This window comes from Candidatus Thiodictyon syntrophicum, assembly GCF_002813775.1.
GTDB lineage: Bacteria > Pseudomonadota > Gammaproteobacteria > Chromatiales > Chromatiaceae > Thiodictyon > Thiodictyon syntrophicum.
This window is the reverse complement of record NZ_CP020370.1, coordinates 3,807,633-3,827,767: the sequence shown is the minus strand read 5'-3', so window position 1 is coordinate 3,827,767 and position 20,135 is coordinate 3,807,633. Positions and strand designations below refer to the sequence as shown.

General features: G+C 67.1%; 17 protein-coding genes. 3 read left to right on the top strand and 14 right to left on the bottom strand.

Annotated elements, in window-relative coordinates; all coding sequences use genetic code 11:
• Positions 1-32: 32 nt before the first annotated feature.
• The 7 genes from THSYN_RS16015 to THSYN_RS15985 all read right to left on the bottom strand — a co-directional run bounded on the left by THSYN_RS16015 (position 33) and on the right by THSYN_RS15985 (position 6,044).
• Positions 33-539: an RES family NAD+ phosphorylase gene (locus tag THSYN_RS16015; RefSeq protein WP_100920021.1), complete on the bottom strand. Its 507-nt coding sequence runs from the start codon at positions 537-539 to the stop codon at positions 33-35.
• Entirely contained in the window at positions 536-1,102 is a 567-nt protein-coding gene (parS, locus tag THSYN_RS16010) for a type II RES/Xre toxin-antitoxin system antitoxin (protein WP_216644547.1), read from the bottom strand. Before parS ends, THSYN_RS16015 begins: the two co-directional genes overlap by 4 nt.
• A gap of 183 nt (positions 1,103-1,285) precedes the next feature.
• Entirely contained in the window at positions 1,286-1,933 is a 648-nt protein-coding gene (locus THSYN_RS16005; protein ID WP_216644546.1) for a DUF262 domain-containing protein, read from the bottom strand.
• Positions 1,934-2,300: 367 nt separating this feature from the next.
• Complete coding sequence (locus THSYN_RS16000) at positions 2,301-2,513, bottom strand: antitoxin Xre/MbcA/ParS toxin-binding domain-containing protein (protein WP_100920019.1); 213 nt, start codon at positions 2,511-2,513, stop codon at positions 2,301-2,303.
• A 77-nt stretch (positions 2,514-2,590) separates the two neighbouring features.
• Entirely contained in the window at positions 2,591-2,821 is a 231-nt protein-coding gene (locus tag THSYN_RS15995) for a hypothetical protein (protein ID WP_100920018.1), read from the bottom strand.
• A gap of 602 nt (positions 2,822-3,423) precedes the next feature.
• Complete coding sequence (locus tag THSYN_RS15990; protein WP_100920017.1) at positions 3,424-4,875, bottom strand: restriction endonuclease subunit S domain-containing protein; 1,452 nt, start codon at positions 4,873-4,875, stop codon at positions 3,424-3,426.
• Positions 4,876-4,877: 2 nt separating this feature from the next.
• Positions 4,878-6,044 carry a hypothetical protein gene (locus THSYN_RS15985; RefSeq protein ID WP_100920016.1) on the bottom strand — a complete coding sequence of 389 codons (1,167 nt, stop codon included), beginning with the start codon at positions 6,042-6,044 and terminating at the stop codon, positions 4,878-4,880.
• Positions 6,045-6,203: 159 nt separating this feature from the next.
• Here THSYN_RS15985 and THSYN_RS15980 point away from each other — a divergent pair, with 159 nt between their 5' ends.
• On the top strand, positions 6,204-7,700 hold the full coding sequence (locus tag THSYN_RS15980; protein ID WP_100920015.1) for an IS1182 family transposase: 1,497 nt from the start codon (positions 6,204-6,206) through the stop codon (positions 7,698-7,700).
• A 419-nt stretch (positions 7,701-8,119) separates the two neighbouring features.
• Here THSYN_RS15980 and THSYN_RS15975 read toward each other — a convergent pair whose 3' ends face one another.
• From THSYN_RS15975 to THSYN_RS15955, 5 genes are read right to left on the bottom strand one after another with little or no spacing between them, the layout of a single operon-like run.
• Entirely contained in the window at positions 8,120-8,968 is an 849-nt protein-coding gene (locus tag THSYN_RS15975; protein WP_100920014.1) for a hypothetical protein, read from the bottom strand.
• The gene (locus tag THSYN_RS15970; protein ID WP_100920013.1) at positions 8,965-13,140 is read right to left on the bottom strand and encodes a hypothetical protein; all 4,176 of its coding nucleotides are present in this window, start codon (positions 13,138-13,140) and stop codon (positions 8,965-8,967) included. Before THSYN_RS15970 ends, THSYN_RS15975 begins: the two co-directional genes overlap by 4 nt.
• 3 nt (positions 13,141-13,143) lie before the next feature.
• Positions 13,144-14,226, bottom strand: a complete 1,083-nt coding sequence (locus THSYN_RS15965) for a hypothetical protein (protein ID WP_100920012.1) — start codon at positions 14,224-14,226, stop codon at positions 13,144-13,146.
• Positions 14,219-15,760 carry a hypothetical protein gene (locus THSYN_RS15960; protein ID WP_157817722.1) on the bottom strand — a complete coding sequence of 514 codons (1,542 nt, stop codon included), beginning with the start codon at positions 15,758-15,760 and terminating at the stop codon, positions 14,219-14,221. The genes THSYN_RS15965 and THSYN_RS15960 overlap by 8 nt, the downstream gene beginning before the upstream one ends.
• Positions 15,757-17,301, bottom strand: a complete 1,545-nt coding sequence (locus THSYN_RS15955; protein WP_100920010.1) for an HsdM family class I SAM-dependent methyltransferase — start codon at positions 17,299-17,301, stop codon at positions 15,757-15,759. Before THSYN_RS15955 ends, THSYN_RS15960 begins: the two co-directional genes overlap by 4 nt.
• 276 nt (positions 17,302-17,577) lie before the next feature.
• Here THSYN_RS15955 and THSYN_RS15950 point away from each other — a divergent pair, with 276 nt between their 5' ends.
• Both THSYN_RS15950 and THSYN_RS36565 read left to right on the top strand, forming a co-directional pair.
• The gene (locus THSYN_RS15950) at positions 17,578-18,912 is read left to right on the top strand and encodes an ISAs1 family transposase (protein ID WP_216644545.1); all 1,335 of its coding nucleotides are present in this window, start codon (positions 17,578-17,580) and stop codon (positions 18,910-18,912) included.
• A gap of 31 nt (positions 18,913-18,943) precedes the next feature.
• On the top strand, positions 18,944-19,339 hold the full coding sequence (locus tag THSYN_RS36565; protein WP_100917962.1) for a hypothetical protein: 396 nt from the start codon (positions 18,944-18,946) through the stop codon (positions 19,337-19,339).
• Positions 19,340-19,511: 172 nt separating this feature from the next.
• Here the strand turns inward: THSYN_RS36565 and THSYN_RS15940 are convergent, their stop codons facing one another.
• Together THSYN_RS15940 and THSYN_RS15935 are read right to left on the bottom strand one after the other, a co-directional pair.
• Positions 19,512-19,700, bottom strand: a complete 189-nt coding sequence (locus THSYN_RS15940) for a hypothetical protein (RefSeq protein ID WP_100920009.1) — start codon at positions 19,698-19,700, stop codon at positions 19,512-19,514.
• Positions 19,700-20,083 carry a hypothetical protein gene (locus THSYN_RS15935; RefSeq protein ID WP_100920008.1) on the bottom strand — a complete coding sequence of 128 codons (384 nt, stop codon included), beginning with the start codon at positions 20,081-20,083 and terminating at the stop codon, positions 19,700-19,702. Before THSYN_RS15935 ends, THSYN_RS15940 begins: the two co-directional genes overlap by 1 nt.
• Positions 20,084-20,135 lie beyond the last annotated feature (52 nt).

The following is a 20,135-nucleotide window of genomic DNA, read 5'->3' as shown; positions in this document are numbered from 1 at the left end:
GGGTGACTCCGGAATTGCCGACAGGGGCGGCTTCAGGGATGGATGCCCGGGGTCAACCGCGGGTCGAGTGCAAACGACTCCTGGTCCTGAAGGGCGAACAGCCCGGCCGCCTTGGATACATCGATCATCAGGTTCCAGGAGTGCGTGCTGACCACGCTGGGCAATACGACCAGAGGATGCTGGTCGAGCAAGGCGTCGCCGAACTTCTGCTGGTTGGGACTCACGGTGCCGGGGCGCAGCCAATGCGGATTCGGTATGTCGGCTGGGGTCACGAGGTGGACGTCGGCCGGGTCGACGCGCAGCCCCAGCAGCGTATGCGGCACCGTATCGAGCACGTTGAAGCCAGTGTGGACCGCCACCTCGAGGATCGTCGTAGCCGGGTCCAGGGACGTATAGAGCACGCGCCGTCCCGCCGATGACCAGCGGCCGCCCACGAGGAAGGCGCCCTCGGCCGCGTCCCAGGTCGGCAGATGCTTGTCACGCTCCAGCCGCCAGACCACCAGCGTGCTGCCGCCCAGCGCCGCGGGCAAGGGTGTCACGCGTAGACCCCGTAATCCATGCGGGTCAGCAGCGTCTTGACCAGCTCTGTGCCCTCCGAGCTTTGCAGCAGGTCGATCGGCCGGCGCTGATCCAGTCCCATGGCCGGGGCCGCCAGCCAGCGTTCGGCGGCCTCCTGCGAGCCCAGGACCTCGATCGCCTGCTCGGCGACCGCGGCCAGCCGCAGCGTCCGATCGCTGGCGTTGCTGTCGAGCGGTCGGTCCGCGGTCTTGGCCCGCTGCAAGGTGCGCTCGCTGATGCCCATCGCCTTGAGGACCGCATCGCGGTCGATGATCAGGAAGGACGCCATCAGCTCGCGCGCACTGTCAACCGGCAGGCCCTCGGTGATCAGATCGTGCGCCTGCAGCGGGCTCAGACCCTTGGCGAACTGAAACATCGACTTCCCGGTCGTCTGGCCGCCCGGCAGGCGCAGATACCTGGCCGGCTTGCGGGCGGGCCTGCCGCCCTCCGTCAGGGTCACGGCATCGACTTGGCCCGCGGCGCGCTCGACCTTTCGGCCTGTGAGTTTGGCGTCGGGCTTGGCGGGGATGGTCTTGGTGGTCATGTCTACATGCCTCGTTGGCGACACGTGTCGCTATATCATAGGACACTTGCCGCCCCGGCGCGAGCGGCTGGTGCTGACTTCAGGCTCACGCGCGCCGCTGGCGGGGGTCATCATCATAGCGTTGGCTTGAAAATCCGGGACGCGCCTTGAAGCATTTGAAATTCTGAAGGTAGAGATAGTCCCTCACGACAGGACCTCGGCCAGGACCGCGCGTGCCATTTCAAACCGTTTGCGCACCTGACGTGTGCTGTTGGTTGAGTAGGCACAGAAGCGGTTGATCGCCTCGCGGTCGCGCATCGACTTGCTGTCGAGTGAGCGTCCGCTCGCGGCAAGAAACTCCGGGCTCCGGCTGGCCTTCTTCAGCCATTGGGTTGCGGGGCCGTTGAAAAGACAATTGCGCATCTGTTGCCGCGTCAGTGTCACGCCGCTGTTGACACGCTCGAAGATATCGAGCTTGGCCCGCTCGGGCGCCTTGGCATCGAGGATATAGAGCGTCAGTTGGGTGTCCTCGATCCGCTCTTTCAGTTGCAACGGAAGCTCCGAATAGGTCTTGCCATCGAGCGGGTGTATGGGTTGATCTTCCCCTGATTTCAGTACCAGCCCGAAGTCGTCGGCCAGGAAACGATAGAATGTCGTCAGGCGCTGCAAACCATCGACCACGATAATGCGCCCGTCCTTGGCCTCGGCGACATAAAATACCGGCAGCGGTATTCGCATGATACAGGACTCGATCAGACGGGACTGCTTGTCGAGCGGCCACACGAAATCACGCTGAAAATCCGGGTCGAGCTGATAACGGCTTGCTTCGATCCGGCGGACCACCTCCTGCACGGTGCGGGTCTCGGTCCGCACGAAAACCGCGTCCAACGGATAGTCCCCGCCCCAACCCTCGGATTGCGGGGTATCGAGACCTTCGACGGCCTCTGGGATCGAATCGGGTATTACTGCTTCTGCCGTTGGCGAGATGGTACTCATAAGAACGTCCTGGAACCTCTATGTCTGCGCCGACACGCGGCATGCTTCAAGCCGTGCGCCCGGGCATAACGTTCGAGACGATCACGGGTTTCGGGAGAAATGTTCGCGGAAATCCGGGTCATTTCAAGCGTGCTCGACTTGCTTTCTACAAAACTGTAGGGAAGTCTAGCATGACGTGAAGGTCACGATGGATGGGGGCTGGCCGGCGGCGCCGGCAACCGCGTCAGGCGTAGACCCCATAGTCCATCCGCGTGAGGAGCGTCTTGACCAGCTCAGTGCCCTCCGAGGTTTGCAGCAAATCGATCGGTCGGTACCGATCCAGGCCGATGGCCGCGGACGCCAGCCAACGCTCGGCGTCTTCCCGCGAACCCAGGGTGTCGATCGCCTGCGCGGTGACCGAGGCCAGCCGCCTGGTGAAGTCTATCTCGGTGGTCATGCCTCGTCCTCGATAACCGCTGGCTCAAGCGTCTGATCTGTCGTTTGAAGGCGTCGGAGTAGCTGACCGGCATCGGACTATTCCCTGTCGATCCCATCCCACAGGGTAGCGACCGGCTGCACCCGCCCAGCCCTGATGTCGCGCCAGCCATCGCGGAATGACTCGGCCGCACTCGGCCAAGGCTCGTCCTCCTCGATGCCCTGACGGAAGGAATGCACCAGGCGCAGCAGGAGCGGCCGGTAGCGCGCCGAGGTACGCTCGATCTCGGCGTGAAGCTGATTGGTAATGTCGTGAGTCGATTGAGCCATCTCTTCGATCCTCTCAGGCTGTTACCGTGAAAGTCCGGCCGTGACCCGGTGGGAGCGGCTTTAGCCGCGACGCGACCTCCTAAGTCGTCGGGGGCTCGTCGCGGCTAAAGCCGCTCCCACGGGGGGCTTTCATCGCCCGGGGTGGCTGGTCTTGCCGCCATGGCCGTTAGCCGGTCCTGCGGGTCGCGCGTGAAGGCGATTCCCGTATGGAGGCCGGTCCGCTTGTCCCAAGGGTACTCTCTCGCCTGCGATCTTGGAAAGCTTGGGTCGGAGTCGCTGTCGGGGCCTCGATCAGCATCCGGCCACCTTGCCAACCGCGAGGCCGCTGGTCCGCACAGCGGACCCTACGGGCGCGGTGCCAACCCGTAGGGTCCGCTGTGCGGACCGCTCGCCTGGGGTTGGCAACTCGATAATCCTAGATCCGGGAATTCCTCACACAAAGACACAAAGAACACAAAGAAAAACCAACTATTGAAGGCGTTGGGCCGATCGCCGTGCGAGTCGTCGACCTACAGCCGGCGCTGAATATCTTTGTGATCTTTGTGTCTCTGTGTGAGAACTCATCTTTCCGGGATCATCAAGGTCGGTGCCGACGCCCATCGTCAGACCGGCTCCGCGTCCTGGGGGCTCGGGTTGGCGGCGAGCCACTGCTCGATGGCCTCGCCCTCGGCGAGTAGGGCCGGTTCGTCCAGGGTGCCATTGATGAGGGATTCGACGGCGGCGCGGGCTTCAGAAAGCAACAAACGCGCCTCGGCTCTTGAGGCGGTGCTGCCCCTTACCGCATTGCCGACCGTGGTCTGCAGGTCTTTCGACGGCAGGGGAATCGGAACGCGGGCCAGGTATTCGAAGTTGATCCCCTCGCGTGCCGTGTTGACGGCCTCTCGGGAGATCAGCATTGCTCCGTAGGAACTGCCGAGGAAGGCCGCGATGTAGGCCGGGTCGTCATCCGTCACAATGCGCAGCTTGCCCAGTGACTGGATAATATTGGCCCTGGGGATGCTCTGCGGAATGACGCCCACTGCGCCGATGTTCGCGCCGGTAATCGTGATTACCAGGTCGCCCGGGACAACCTCTGCCCGAAGGTTCAGTTCGTGGGTCGAGCGGGGGATGTAGACCGGATCGTTGTCGTTGACCGACAAATCTTCCAGGTTCTTGGCGCGCAGATACCGAATGCCCTCGGCTGCCGTTACATACTCGATGCCGCCGTGCGGACCGTTGCACATGTCGGGAGCCAACTTCCCAAGCGTCGCATGTCTCGGTGCGTTCTCAATGGCTTGCGTTAGGTTCATGACTTCGCCGTCGTAGTATGAGGGATCAATTCTGTGTTCCAGCCACTTCGGCCGAACCCACGAGGTTAGGCTCGTAGCATGGTTGGTGGTCGTCAGGCTGAGACTTGCGATGAAGGTCCCGACTAACGTTTTGGCGGTCGCAAGTGAGCTTGCTGCCAAGGCCCGCAGCCGCTCCGCCTTGCGGACCTTGTTGCCGATTGCACTTTGGATAGTTGAACAAGGGACGGGTATCCTGATTTCTCGCACATCCTCCAGGTTGATCCCCGCTTGCACTCCTCCAGAAACGTGCCGCTGGCAAAGCATGGTCCCTGACTTGGAAGAGAAGAATGCGAGCGCGTAGTCGCCGTCCAGCTTCGTAGCATCAAAGGCAAGCAGCGCTGAATGTTGGCCCATCGTCTGCGGCGCCGAATCTACAATCTTGCCAACAACGCCAATATAGCCGCCGATAGCCAGCAGGATGTCGCCTGGACGACAATGGGCACGTCGATTATTGTGAAACTGAGCGGCTGAAACACGCAACGCTGTATGCGAGTCAAACCACAACTGGTCTATATCCTGGAGACGCAGCATTCGATAGTCGGTATCAGCAAACTCCGGTCCGCGGATGCCGTTCGTAATAGGCCGTTCCGCTTGCCGAAGGTCGTCCAAGCGCACACATGGTGCTGCTGCTTCGATCCGTCGCTGATTCTCGACGAACTGAGTGCCGTAGAAAGTGGCGTCGATGCGTTGCTCCAGCGCCCGAGCCTTGATCCAAGCGGTCTCCATGGTTACTCCTCCTCCCACCCCGCTAACCAAGCCAAATCCACCTGCTCCTCCCGCATCGCCCGCAGCGCCTCCGCCTTGTAGAACTCCAGTATCCCGCGCCCCTTCTCCTTGCGCTTGACGATCTCGACCCCCGACTGGGCATACCACAGCGGCAGCGGCACCGCCTGACGGGCGTCGAAGTAGGTGAGTGCCAGCAGGTCCCCGGCCAGTGCGTCCAGGGCCGCGGACCCGCTGCGGTCGACCCAGGCGGCGGCGGAGCCCAGGGTCTCGCAATAGACCGGCTGGCCGCGCAGCCCGGTCAGGTAGTGGAAGCCGAGCCGCCCCCGGTCGACGATGGCGCGGGGGAAGGCGTCCTTGTCGAGCCGGTCCTGGTCCTGCTCGAAGGCGGCGGTGCGGTGCTCGGGGACCAGGATGCCGCGCAGTACGCGGTCGATGCCGACCGAGAGGACCTCGACCCACTGGGTGCGGACCAGGTCCTCCACCTCCGGGTCGATGGGGTCCGGCGAGACCTCGGTGCCGCGCCGCTCCACCAGCTTGAGCAGGCTGCCGAAGCGCCCGCGGTGCAGGCTCACGACCTTGGGACCGGCGGCGTCGAAGGGGTAGCAGCGTTCGATCCAGCGGTCCCAGAAGCCGTCGAGGCGCTCCTTGAGCGCGCCGATGTCGCGCTTGAGCCGGGCGTCGGTCGCGGGGTCTTCGAGCACCTGGGCGTAGACGGCCTTGCCCATCACCAGCGGTACGTCGAGGATGACCAGTTCCGGCAGGGTGTCGGCAGCGAAGAGTTCGTCCAGCAGGTCATAGACCAGGGCGTAGCATTTCCATTTCAGGCGCCGGTCTGACTCCAGCAGGCTCATGTCGCCCACGTCCATGCGGCTCAACTGGCGGCTGTGGGCGATGTCGCCGCCGGCGGCGGTGAGTTCATGACCCAGGGCCGCGGCGCCGTAGAGCAGACCGCCGAAGGCACCGATCTTGCGGTGGGCGACGGCGACGCCGACCGCCCGGCGGGGCCGCTCGCGGTCGACCGTGAGGCGCCGCACCAGGCCGCCGGCCTTGAGCCGCGGGGCGATGCGGTCGATGGAGCGCAGTTGCCGCGCCAGCTTGCCGACCGTGCCGGGCAGGCCGAGTTGGATCTGGGCGGTGATCTCCTGGGCCAGGGGGTTGTGGTGGTTCATGACCTCAAAGCACCGTTGTCGTTGTCGTTGTCGTTGTCGTTGTCGTAATCGAGGTTGTCTCGGCAGCCGGACGGGGCATTCGAGATTGGGCAAGTATTCGGATCGTGCCCGGTGCCTGGCGTAGACTGTCAGCCAAGTCGGAACCAAGGGGTCAGGGGGATGATCGGCAGACGCTACAAGCAGGGCACGGCACGCGGGTACGAGGCACGGTTGCCGCGGCGCATCGAAGACTTTGTGGGCACGGACAATCCGGTGCGCGCGATCGACGCCTTCGTGGACACCTTGGACCTGGCGGTGCTCGGGTTCGTGAACGCGGGCGGGGCGCGGCGCTGCGGGCAACCGGCGTTCGCCCCGGCGGCCTTGCTCAAGCTCTACATCGCCGGCTACCTGGATCGGGTGCACAGTTCGCGGCGCCTGGCGCGCGAGTGCCGCCGCAATCTGGAGTTCATGTGGTTGCTGGAGGGCCTCACCCCGGGCTACCGCACGATCGCCGCCTTCCGCCAGTTCAACGGCCCGGCGCTGCGGGCGGTGTGCAAGGACTTCATCCTCCTGTGCAAGGACCTGGACCTGCTCGGCGGGGAGGAGATCGGCATCGACGGCGCCTTCTTCAACGCCAGTGCCAGCGACGCCAGCGTCATCACCAAGACCACACTGGAGAAGCGACTCAAGCAGATCGAGTGCGACATCGCGGCCTACCATCAAGACCTGGAGACCCAGGATGCCCAAGAACGGGGGTTGCCTGAGGACCTGAGCAAGACCCCGGAGTTGGCCGCCAAGATCGTGACGCTCCAGGCGCGCCAAGCGCAGCACGCTGCCCTGCTCAAGCAGTTGGCGGACAGCGGGGACACCCAGATCTCGCGTACCGACCCCGATGCCCGCGCCTTGCGCAAGGGCGGCCAGCAGCTGGTCGGCTACAACGTCCAGAACTCCGTCGATGGCAAGCACCGGCTGATCGTCCATTACGAGGTGACCAACGCCGGCAACGACACCCAGCAGTTGGCCCCGCAAGCCCTCGCGGCCAAAGCGGTGTTGGCGGTCCCGAAACTGACCGCCGCGGCGGATGCCGGCTATTTCAACGAGGCGCAGTTGGCCGCGTGTGCGCAGGCCAACATCACCGTCTACGTCCCGGTTCCCGATTACGAGAAGCGCCTGACCGCGGAAGGGCGCTTGAGCGGGGCGAGTTTCCAGTACCTGCCGGACACCGATGTCTATCGCTGCCCCGGCAACCAAGAACTGCACCGGTACGGCGAGCCGCACCGTCGCGCCGGCACCGGCACCCTCTACACCCGTTACAGCCGCCCGCCCGGCGCGTGCCAAGACTGTCCGCTCAAGGCCTCCTGCCTGCCCGCGAGCGGCCGGCGCCAGATCGAGCGCTCCGAGCATGCGCCGGTCGTGGAGGCCCTGCGCCAGCGCATGGCCGACCAGGGACCCGCGCGCATGCGTCAACGCGCCGGTTTGGTCGAACACCCCTTTGGTACGCTCAAGCGCTGGTTCGGCTGGGACCACTTCCTGGTGCGCGGCTTTGAGAAAGTCTGGGGTGAGATGAGCCTGATGGTGCTCGGCTACAATCTCACGCGGGTGATCCACATTCTCGGTGTGCAGGCGTTTCGGGATTACTGCGCCCAGCGTTTGTCCAGGCGCCTGCTGCCCGCCTAGGCAGCAATGGCGAGCGCATCGATAGGCTTATGTTTTCTATCAAATAGCAGCCTCGGAGACGGATTTTGACGGCCAGTCGCTCGCGTCCGCGCCGCTCGCCCGCGACGAAACCGGGCGGCGCCAGGCGCCGCCAGGTACGCGGTGGCACGCCCCCTGGCGGACACACCATGAATACTTTCACAATCTCATTCGCCCCGTCCGGAATGTTTTCCAGTGTCGGCCGGTTGGTGCCGGCCAGGCGCGCTGGTCAAACGTTCGGGACGGGGTGAATACCCCGTCCCGCGCAAGGCCGGACGGGGCATTCGCCCCGTCCGGAACGTTTTCCAGTGTCGGCCGGTTGGTGCCGGCCAGGCGCGCTGGTCAAACGTTCGGGACGGGGTGAATACCCCGTCCCGCGCAGGGGTGGGTGGACTGAGCACTTACGGCCCCCCCATTCGGCGGCGCACCAGGGCGCGCAGGTGCGCGCCCCAGCCGGCGGCATTCAGGGCCTGTTCGATCGCCTGCGCCGTCGCGGCCGGCTGGGCGGCGACCAGTTCGGCGAGCCGGTCCGCGGCCAGCGTGGCGCCGATGGACTCGAGGCCCGCGGCATCCGCCCGGCCGTCCGGCGCGTTCAGCGCGGCGAGCAGGACCAGCGCACCCTCGGCGCCGTGGCGCTCAAGATACTCGCAGACGCTCGCGCAGAGTGCCGGTGAGGGCGCGATCGGGTCGGCCGGGGGCCGCTCGGGCGCCCGCCGGGCCAGTTCGTCCAGCAGACGGTCGAACAGCGCCTGTTGCTCGGCCGGGTCGGCGCCGAGTGCGGGGCCCGCGACGGTGGCGGTGCACAGACAGATGAGTCCGGCCTGGGTGTGGGGACGGTAGGCCAGGACGCTGGTCCCGGCCGCCGAGCGTGCCCAGTGCCCCTGCGGGAGTGCGGTCTCGATCACGGTGACGCCGGGCACGGCATAGCGGCGGCCGTCGTCCCAGACGAGCCCGTCCGACTCGCCGGGGCAGAGGCGGACGCTGACCGGCGCACCGATGACGGGACCGAGATCCACCGGCTCGAAGCGCGCCACCAGAAGCGTCACCAGGCCCGCCTCGGCACGGCGGCGCAGCACCAAAGCGGCCTCGGGCGTGCGCGCGGCCCAGAGCCCGCAGGCGACGAGCGGTTCGGGGGCGGTGGCCACCTCCCCGGCGTCCAGCCAGCGCAGGGTCCGGCTGGGGTCCTGACCGAGCCGGCGCAGGTCGCGCCAGGTCCGTTGCTCCGCGAGCCCGACACAGGGGGGCCTCATGACAGGAGTTCCAGGCGCAGCAGGCGCTTCTTCATCAGGACCCGGGCGTGGCGCTCGTACTCGGGCGCCTGCCAGTCGATGGGCTGCCGCGCCAGGTCCAGCTCGCACAGGCCGACGAAGACCTCGAAGGTGGTGTCTGCCTCGCCGGCGAAGCAGGCCTCGCCCTCGGCGGTGATGGCCTGCACGACCGCCTCGAGGTCCGCGACGGTCTGGCCCCAGGTCGCCGCCAGTCGGTCGGGCCAGTTGGGCACGGGTCCGCCCTGGGCCCGGCGGATCCGGTAGAGGGCGTTGAGCCGCCCCCCATAGAGCCCCTGGTAGCGGGCGACCAGCGAGGGCAGCAGACTCTGCCAAGCGCTGTCGATGGACTCCCTGACCTGGCGCGGCCGGTCGGCCTCCCCCTCCAGGTCCTCGATCAGCTTGGGGAGCAGGGTCGGGACCCGGTGCCGGGCGGCCTCGCGCTCGTCGGTCTTCTGGCGGATGTCGCCCTGGAAGAAGACCCCAAGGATGGCCGCGACGGCGGCCCGCAGGCCCGCGAGCCCGAGCGCTTCGGTGATGTCGGTCGGGGCGTCGGCGAGGAAGTCGGTCAGCTCGCCGAGCCGGCGGGCGGCCTCCTGCGCGTCGGTACGCAGCGCGAGGAAGCGATTCAGCGCCTGGTTGAAGCTGTCCACCAGCTTACCGCCGTCGTGCAGATCGCCGCGGATGGCGACGAGGCGGTCGAGCACCTCGATCAGCTTGCCGCTCACCAACTGATAGCCGATGGTGCTGATCCCGAGCGTGGTGCCGAGCGCCACGACGGTCTTGTTCGGGTGGTCCGGGGCGAAGTCCAGCTCCTGCTCGAAGAGGGCGAGCGCGAGTGTCAGGGGCTGGGTCGGAAACGACTGCTCGCCCGCGTCCGGTCCCTCGGTGACCAGGGGCACGCGGGCCTCGACCTCGGCGCGCACCGTGCTGATCCGGTGCAGGAGGGTCCGGCGCTCCTCGTCGAGCTGGTCGTAGAAGCCGCGCAACACCTCCAGGCGGCGCCAGAGCGGGAAGTCCGGTGCGCCCTGGTGGGCCTCGAAGTGGTGCAGGGCGTCGGCGTTATAGCGGAAGGTCACCAACTGCGCGGGATCGTAGACCCAGTGGATGTCATCGCGCACGCCCCGCACGGTAGCGAGCGTGGTGCACAGCCTCTGCTCCCAGACCGGGGGGGCCTCGCCGGTCGCGCGGTTCAGCTCGTCCCAAGGCAGGCGCAGGTAGTCCAGGTCGAGCGCGGCGAGCTTCTTGCCGGCGTCCTTGAGCTTGTGCTGGGCGCTCTTGGCCGCGACGCCGGTGAGTTGGGCGCCCGCGTCCTGGTCGATGCGCCCGATGCGCTCGGCGGCCGTCTTGAAGGGGCCGCCGAGCCAGGCGTCGGCGCCGCGCAGCCGGCTGTCGAGCTCGTGCCGCGATACCCGGGCGAAGCTGTTGGTCTCTCCCTGCAGCAGGCCGATCGCCTCCAGGAACAGGACCCAGGTGCGTACCACCTCGCGGGGCTGTTCGAGTTCCTCACGTTTCTCGCCGCGCCGGTCGAAGAGGAACCACCGCTCCAGGTCGGCCTGGGTCTTGGGCACGTCGCCGCAACGCTGCATGAAGCTGATGAAGGGCCGGGCGACGCGCACCTGGTAGTCGCCGCCGACCGCCTGCACCAGCGGTTCGTGCGGCGCGCCGGCGAACCTGGGTCCAGGCTCGGCGTGTTTGCCCAGCACCTTCTTGAAGCGGTCGCGCTCCGCGTCGGTGGCGAACACATCGCAGCCGGGCTGGGTGATTTCGTGGAAGCTGCGGCCGGCGCGCAGGGCCGTGTAGCCGCGGGCGAACAGCCGGAGGTCGGCGTCGCTCGCCTTGGTGCCGTAAAAGAGCGGACGCAGGAGCAGGCCCTGGTGCTCCGGGCCCTCGATGACCCACTGGTCGAGGACCTGCTTGAAGTGCTCCCGGGCCCGACCGATGACCGCGTGGAAGTGGCTGGTACGCAGGTCGGTGGGCTCGAAGGCCTCGCCCAGCAGGCCGAGCCGCACCAGATCCTCGGCGCTTCGGCGCACCAGGTTGTGCACGACGACCAGCGGCGCCAGGCTGGGGACCAAGCGGGGGAGGTGCGCTGCAAGTGCGCCCGCACGCTCCGGCTGTTCCTGGAGGACGAGTACGATCGGCTCGGCCCCCGCCTGGTTGCGCCGGCTGGCCAGGTGCGCGAGTGCGCTCTCCAGCGTCGCGTCCGTCGCACCGGTCGCGTAGAGCACTGTGGCCTGACCCGAGGCCGCCAGGTCCAAGGGCCCGGCCGCGGGCGACCAACGGGCCGCGGGCAGGCCCAGGTCGCTGGTGAGCCAGGTCAGGGGCGGCGCCGCGGAGTCGCCCTCCCAGCAATTGGCGAGCCCTTGCAGCAGACACCGGGAACGCCGGGCGGGGTCCTGGTCGGCCGCGCGGAAGGACTCCTCGAGCCGGGTGTTCCTGGCCGCGTCGCGCAGGTAACCCTGGTCATCGAGCCGGGTCTTGTTGAGCCGGTTGAAATCGCGCAGAAACGAAAAGGCCGGGGCGACGAGCATCAGGTCCGCGCCCTGTGCGTCCTTGACCCGGTAGGCCGGGTCGAGGAGCAGGCCGTGCAGGTAGGGGGCGAACTGCTGGGCCTGCTCCGGGTAGGGGGACAGGCCCGCCAACTGGTGGGTGAACTCGGTTTCATCCGTGCAGATCAGCCAGTGGCCGCGGCGCTCCGCGGGCAGCCCGATAGAGTAGGCTTCCAGGCCCGCGAGTACGAGTGCGAGGTCGAATTGCACCTCGCCCACGAGCACGAGCTCGGCGCCGCGCGCATTGCGGAAGCCCGAGGCGACCATGTGGGCCATCACGCGGTGCTGCGCGGGCGGGGTGATCTCCAGGACCCGCGTGAAGAGCGGGCGGCCACTGTGCCCGTGATCCACCTTCGCAAGGAAGCGCTCCGCGGTGGCCTGGTCGAGACCGTCCCGGGTGCCGATCTCCAGCGGCAGCAGTGAGTAGAGGGCGCGCACGATGGCGTCGTAATCGCCATCGCGCTCGAGGCGCGTCGGGCCCAGCGCGGCCGTGTCGAAGACCGAGTCCTGGCCGCCCCGGGTGGCGCTCTGCGCGAACTTGCACAGCAGGTCGGGGGTGGAGATGGTGCCGCCCCGGTGGTTCTCGTGCGCATGGTGCATCAGGACGTTGAACCAGCCGAAGTTGCGGTTCGCGGCGAAGAAGGCGGCCTCCTTGAGGCCCTGGGGGTAGGTGGCGATGGCCGCGGCAACGCCCGGGCGGTGCCCTCGCAGATAGTCGAAGAAGGCGCTGACGTCGCCGAAGCTGTTGCTGGTGAGTTCGTGCCAGCCGGTGCGCCGCTCATTGGCCGGGATCTGGCGCAGCAGGTCGCCGACCGCGAGCGAACACAGCAGCAGAAAATTGACCTCGGGGAATTCCTGCCGTGTCTCTTCGGCCTTGATGACACGGGGGATGACGGTCAGCAGGCCCTGGTCGATGCCCTGGCGCTCGTGCGACGGCAGCCCGTCGCGCTGCACATCGGTGATGTCCTCGATCTCGTCCATGACGAGCAAGAGCCGCTCGATGCCGATCGTGCGCAGGACGCCCAGCGCCGCGCGCGCCGTGGTGTGCGGATCGGACGCGGCGAGCGCGGCCGCGAGGTCCGGCAGGATCCGTTCCCAGCCGCGGGGCTTCAGCGCCGTGCGGACGCGCTCGAGGATTTGGTCCTGGTTGCGCGCCAGCTTGTTGGCCGTGTCATGGGTCCGCAGGCCGGCGAGCTGGGCCAGTGCCTCACAGGTGACACTGGGGATCCAGTTGTCGGCCTCCAGGTTGGCGCCGAGCGGTCCCGCGGTCACCTGGATGTAGCGAAGGAAGAGCGGCAAGGTTCCCCGCGGGAAGCCGGGGTCGAAGACACGCCGGGGTGCGCCGTCGAGGATCCACTCCACCTCGTCCGACACGGCTTCCAGGCAGATCTCGTGACCGACCCGGCTCTTGCCGAGGCCCCAGCCGCCGATGATCATGAAGAAACCGCTCAGGTCCTGACCAGTGGGACGCTCGATCTCGGTCTTGAAGGTGGAGAGCTTCTCGAAGAGCCGCTTCTGACCCACGATGGGTGCAATCTCTGACAGGCGGGCGGGAAGGATCGAGACACCTTCACGTTGCCAGGGGTTCTGGTTGCTGTGGGTCATACCTTAAGCCCCTGGGCCGATGCCGACGAGATGCAGCTTCACAAGCTGCTTTCTTGGGTCTCCGAACAGGCCCTCGCCGTGGCGGGACTGGCCATAGTCCTCCGCGTAGACGAGCAGGCGCCCCTCGCTTTGCGCCGCGGCGATGGCGCGGTCCGGATCGGCGACACCCCGGGCGCGCAGTAGGTTGCGTAGCTCCGAGGCCACCACGTGACCCGTCGCAGAGCAGAGCCCCGGCAGGACTTGCGCCAGCGTGATCATCAGGTTGCCTGATTCGCTCTCACCGGCGAGCCAGCCGAAATCGGCGGCACGCCCGGGCAGCAGACGGATGGCCGCGGCCCTGTCCAGGCGCAGCTCGCCGCCGTTGCGGTGCAGCAGCCCGCCGACGAGCAGCACCTCACAGGCGGCGCGCAGCGCCGGGCCGATGCCGTGCAGCGAGAAAGCCTCACTGCGCGTGCCGCGGAAACGGCAATGCGTCGCACCTTCGAGGCATGGGTCCGAACGCCATTCTCCCAGGCACCACCAGGCGTCGTCGTTGAGCGATTCACGCAGCGTCCGCCGCTCCCTGGCCGCGTCGAGGGGAAACATGTCCGGTTCGCCGGTACGCACCAGGCGGGCCCGGCGGTAGCTCCCGGCGAACCAGGCGTCGCGCTCGAACTTGAGGACCGCACCTTCTTCGGACAGGCGCTTGATGAGCGCCCGCGTGCGCGGCTCAAGGCCCAGGAGCGCATCGGCGAACAGACGCGGCCATTCGGGGCCCGCGGGGTTTGCGCGGTAGGCGGCGGCGAGTGCCCGGCCGTCGGCGCTCACCGCGTAGCCCGCGGGTGAGCGCCGGAGCAGGCCCAGGCCGCGCAGTTGCAGCCGCCCGGCCTTGCACTCCAGGCCGGCCAGATTGCGAACCAGGTCGAATGCGGCCGCATGTCCAGTGGAGGTCATGCGCGTCGTCACGAAGGCTCGCCCCAGGTCGGTGGGCGTCGGGGCGAGCGCGTCTTCTGGGAGCGAGGCGAGAAACTTCGGCCACGTCTGGATGCGGGTGGGGTCGCACCACAGGGCGAGTCGGGTCAGGGCGATGGATCGGGGCTCAGACACCGGATGCCCCCTGATCGGCGTCGGCACGCTTGCGCCAGAGGGCCTCGAGCAGATCGTGAAGGTGTTCGCGAACCCCCCGGCCGCGGCGAATGACCCCGGTCATGAGTCCGCCGCCGTGGAGCCGATCGAGCGCGTGAGCCGAGAGGGTCCAACGATCGTGGCGATGCTGCGCGACGCCGATGTGCGCGAGCAGTGCCAGGCTCAGCGACCAGGGGCCGGCCGCGGGTCCCAGCACACCGACGGGACTTACCCCGAGCGCGACGGCAACCGGCGTCATGGCGTCGTCCAGCGCCCCCAGATCCCGCAAGGGCGGGGCCTGCTGCTGCGACTCGACACGCGGCCGGTAATACAGATGGGTCGCGGCCTCAATGTCATCGACGAGCGGCGGTGTCGGCGGCGCCAACAGCAGGGTCTCCGCGCCGAGCTCGCGGTCGAGTGCCTCGACGAGCAGGATCTGAAGCCAGAAACCGAACAGCGGATGATCGCAAAGCAACCGCAGCGCCGCATCTGCGGGGTCTTGGGCGCCATGCCCGCAGCGACGTGGACGGGCGAGACCTGCAAGGTCCTCGCCGCGGGGCAGGCCGCGCCGTATGGCGTCCTGGTCGGCGGGCCACAGTTCCCGGTGCGCGGTGCCGACGAAGGCCAACCCAGAGGTCGCGGTCTCGGCGATCTCCCAGAAGGACGCGCGCAGGCCGCGAGGTGGGGGAGGAAGCAGCGCAGACCCGGCCCGCGCATGGGCTGGGACACCTCGGGTAGAGGGGCGGCTTGCAAGGTCTGGCTGCTTACCTCGCACGCGACAGGGCGCGCTCAGGGTAACCTCCAGTGTCTGGTCCCCGAGCGCCCGGTACCACAGAGGGAGCCCCCGTCGGGCCAGTGCAGTTAGGTCGGCCCGGTGCTCGGCTGGGACCTGTACGGACTCTCCGAGCGCGGCAGCCGCAACGACGGACGCAACGAAGTCATCGGCGGCGGCGTGGAACACGGGTACCAAGGCAAACGCGGGATAACGCGCGCGCAGCACCGGGAACATCGCCTCCGCGCTCGCGCTGATCCCCCAGCACCGCTCGTCAAGTTGCGCCGCGGTGTCAGGCTGGAGTGCATCGAGGCCGTCCCAATCTGCATGTTCCCACACGCCGTCTGCGGGTCTGGCGAGCTCGACCAGGGCGGCCAGGCGTGGGGCCAGGGGGGACAGTTCGCCGAACAGAAGGTCCTCCAGCCGTGACCAGCGGCCGGACACCCCGACCGCCGTGACGATCTGCGCCAAGCGCAGATCCAGATGCAGCCGATAGAGCGGATCGCGCAGCAGGGAGCGGACCAGCAGTTCCTTGTCCGATGGGGCGGGCAGTGAGCAGATCAGCCAATCATCGTCAGCGACCAGGCGACCATCAGCGGTCGTTCGCGTGATGCCGGTGGCCGCGAGCCAGCTTTGCGTACCGGGTCGCGGCTCAACGACGCCGCCGAGGGCGAGTTCGACCAGCTCGGCCTGGAGCGCGTTCAGGTCCACCGGGGGAACCAGGCCGGTGGTGGGGCCCATCATCCGACCGCCTGGTCTGCTTGGGGTCCGGCCTTGTAGGCCTCGACGATGCGCACGAGGTCGTTTTCGCCGGTGACGACCTCCTTGTTCTGCTTCACGTCGAAGCCTACGCCGTCCGCCACCGCCATGAACACTGGCCCTTGTTCATCGCCGGGGCGCTTCTTCTGGAGATAGAGGAAGCTGGTCTTGGCGCCGGCGCCAGACAGCCGGAAGGTGACGGGGGGCAGGCTCACGACCGCCTTGACCACCGCCTTGCCGCCAATGAACTGGCCGGTGGCCTCGTCCTTCGTGCCCATGAGGTACTCACGCACATAGCGGTCGCCGCTGTTGCAGAGGATACCATCGGGGAGGACGATGAGGAGCCGGCCGCCGGGCTTAAGGAGTTGGAGACAGCGGTCGATGAAGAGTACCGCGGGATCGACACTGTTGACCGGCTTCCAGCGCCCTTTGGCGTCGGGCTTGGCACCGAGCGCCAGTAGGCTTCCGTCCGCAATCACCAGGCCACGTTGGTCGATGGCGGACTGGTAGGCCTTCAGCACCTCCGGCTGCGCCTCGTCCGTAATGCCACCCTTCTTGAACGGGGGGTTGGTGAGAATGAGGTCGAAGCTCTCCGCCTCGAAGATGTCGGAGGTGAGCGAGCTCGATACGCGAAAGACCCGCGGGCGCGCGTCACCGTGGAGTGCCATGTTGATGCGCGCCAGGAGGACCATGTTGGGGGCGTTGTCGGCACCCTCGAACCCATGGTGGAAGATACCTTGCAGCAGCTTTGCCCGTTGTTCCAGTGACATGCCGACGAGCTTGTCGACGTGTTTGCGCACCTCGCGCATGCTCGTAATCAGAAAGCCGGCGGACCCGCAGCAGGGGTCGCAAATCCGCAATTCCGGACGCCCGGTCTTGGGGTCGACGCGCGTCAGCAGGCCGGGGTCCTCGGTGAGCAGGTCGTGGAAGACCATGTGGACCATGGCGTCGCGAACCTGCTGAGGGGTCAGGTACACCCCCATCCCGCCTTTCCCCTCGAATCGCCCGCGCAACATCACGTCGAAGGCGCGCCCCACCATGTCGTCCTCGATCCCAGAGGCATCGGGCCGGGTCAGTTCGTGGCGATTCAGGAAGCCGGCGATGGCGGCGTAGGTCTCGGGGCGGCGAAATTTGATGTAATCGTCCCGGTCGAAGATCTCGAACGTGTTGCCTCGGTCATCGACGACGTTGTATTCGGGCAGGCTGCGCGCTTGGGCGAAGGCCTTCTTGATCTCGTCGACGGCCTTCTCTCCATGGGCCGTGACGTAGTGCGGCTGGAAGATGTCGATCAGCGGCGGCGCATCCGCCTCTGCCCGAAAGTCCGGATGCCGCTCCATGTGCATCTTGAGGAAGATGCACTTGCAGAGCTGGGCCGTCAGATCGTTCGAGCTGTCGATCGGCTCACGGGCGGCGTAGATCTGCTCATGGAGTTGGTCGAACTCCGACTGGAGATGCTTGAAACCGGCCGCATCGGCACGTGTCCGCCGGCCCTTCTCGCCCGCCGGGGCGGCCTCGGCCGTGGGCAACTCGCTGACCTGGCACTCCTTGTCCGGCAGCCACGAGAAAATATACCCGTCACCAGGGATGCCGGTGCTGGTCGCCCAGATGTAGTCGGCGGGCCCAACATCGATCGAGGCCGCGAGTTCTTGTGCATACGCCTGGTCAGCCGGGTTGATCGGTCCCTCGTCCTCTGGTGCCCAGACCAGGACAGGGCTCCGTCGAGTTCACCCGTAGCCCCTTGAGCTTGTGACCGATGTTCGCAGAACTGGATTTTCGGCCCGAAATGTCTTACAACAGTCGGCATGGCCGAAATTCCTTGCCAGTCCTGCCGCCCCGCGTCGGAGTTACTCCGGCGTCTGGAGGTCCGCCTGATCCTGCCCGGGGAGCGGGACGCGTGGGATGCGCTGGTCGAGGCGCATCATTACCTGGGCCTACGCTCGTTATTCGGCAAGACCTTACGCTACGTTGCCACGCTTGATGGGTGCTGGCTGGCGCTGCTCGGCTGGCAGGCGGCGGCGCTCAAGTGCGCGGCCCGCGATGCCTGGATCGGTTGGCCGCGGGTGCTGCACTATCAACGCCTGCATCTGCTGGCCAACAACGCCCGGTTCTTGATCCTCCCCGCCACCGGGCGCGTCCCTAATCTGGCCTCGCGCATCCTGGCGCTGAACCTGCGGCGCCTGTCCGACGATTGGCTGCGCGTCCATGGTCACCGCCTGTTGCTGGCCGAGACCTTCGTCGATCCAACGCGTTTTACCGGTGCCTGTTACCGCGCCGCCAACTGGCAGGTGGTCGGCACCACGCGCGGCTTTGCGCGCTGCAACGGCCGCTATACCCCCCATGGCGAACCCAAGCAGGCACTCGTCTATCCGTTGCACCCACGCGCCCGGGCGCTGTTGTGCGCCCCCGTGCTACCCGCCCCTTGGAGCACGCCAATGCAATCCGTCACCCTGACCACGGCCCAGATGCAGGACCTGCAGCAGCGTCTGCGCGCGCTGCCCGATCGGCGCCGTCCGCGCGGTAAACGCCATCCCCAGGCCACGGTGTTGAGCATCGGCCTCGCCGCCGTACTCGCCGGCAACCGCGGCTATACCGCGCTCGCCGAGTGGGCAGCGCGCCTGACCCAGGCCCAACTCAAGCGTCTACACGCCCGCTACAATCCCCGCACCGAGCGCTTCGAGCCACCCTCCGAGCCGACCTTGCGCCGCGTCCTGCAAGCCAGCGACGTTGCCGCCATTGATGCCACCTTGAGTGACTGGCTGCTCGGCCTCGTCGCTGCCGACGATGCCGTGGCCGTCGATGGTAAGGCCCTGCGCGGGGCGGTGCGCCCCGACGGCACCCAGGTGCATCTGCTCAGCGCGTTCCTCCAAGATCAGGGCGTGACCGTGGCGCAGCGCGAGATCCCGGCCAAGACCAACGAGATCCCGGAGCTCAAACCGCTGCTCGCACCCTTGGACCTCACGGGACGGGTGGTCACCGCCGATGCGCTGCATACCCAACGCGAGACCGCGCGCTTCCTGGTCGAGGAGAAACAGGCCCACTATTTTTTCACGGTCAAAGAAAATCAGCCCACCCTCTATGCCGACCTCAGCGCCCTGACCGAGGCGCATTTCCCCCCTCTGCACCACGACCCTCGATAAGGGCCATGGGCGCCTGGAGCAGCGCCGCTTGATGGCCTCCACGGCCCTCAACGACTACGTCAACTTCCCCCACGTCGCCCAGGTCTGTCGCATCGAACGCGCCGTCACCGAACTCACGTCGGGCAAGCAACGCGACGAGACGGTGTTCGCCGTGACCAGCCTGCCACCGCAGTTGGCCGACCCGCCGCGACTCCTGCAACTCAACCGCGGCCACTGGGGCATCGAGAACCGCTCCCATTATGTCCGCGACGTCACCTTCGACGAGGATCGCTCGCGCGTGCGCGTCGGCCACGGACCGGCCATCATGGCCAGCCTGCGCAACTTCGCCATCGCCTTGGCTCGTCTGCACGGCTTTACCAATATCGCCAGCGCCCTGCGCGCCTTCGCTCACCAACCGCGCCGGGCCCTGGCCGCCATCGGCGTCTGACACCCGACGCCGCTGACGCTGACGCACGGCCGCTCCGGCGGAGGCTGGCGCTCGCCTGCGCCCGCGCACTTCCCCTTCGCGCGCCTCGCCCAACCCCGCGATCGTCTTCGCCAGATCTACCGCCCGACCGTCACCCGCGCGCTTCGCATCGCCCGAGGCCCCCGCCGCTACGTCAAGCCCCCGGACTTTGACGGGACCCTGAGACCAGGATGACCGGTCTATCATTTGCCATCGCGACGATGCAGTCTTGATCGGTGATCCGGATCGGTCCGATATCGACATAGCCGAGCGCCGTCGAGAGGTGACTCCTGGCCGCTTGCAGGGCCGCGGTGCGGTCATATCCGTTGAGCTTCTTTGCCACTAGGATCCTCGTTTGATCATTGCGTTCGCCAGGAGCTGGAACTCACTGGTCCGGGACAACAATTCGCGGAGCTGTTGCTCGGTCATCTGGTCCTGCGCCGACAGGTGCCCGAGTGCCGCGGCAACGCGGAAAATCTGCCTTTCAGGGTGGGCTTGAGCATAGGCCCGCAGTGCGCCGAGGATGCGCCGGTCACTGGTGTCCGCAGATGCCACCCAGCCATCCGAGAATGCGCTCACTTCCGGTGACAGGGCGAGCAACAGGTCCAAGGCGGCAAAGGTCTCGGGGGAGGGGGGCAAACCAACTGCAAGAGCGGCGTCGGTCGTTCTCACCGGCGACGGGCTCGCCGCAATGTGCTGGATGAGTTGGTCACGTTTGCCGATCATGGCTCACATCGAGCACAAAAAAACCCCAACCAAAATCGGTTGGGGTTCATTG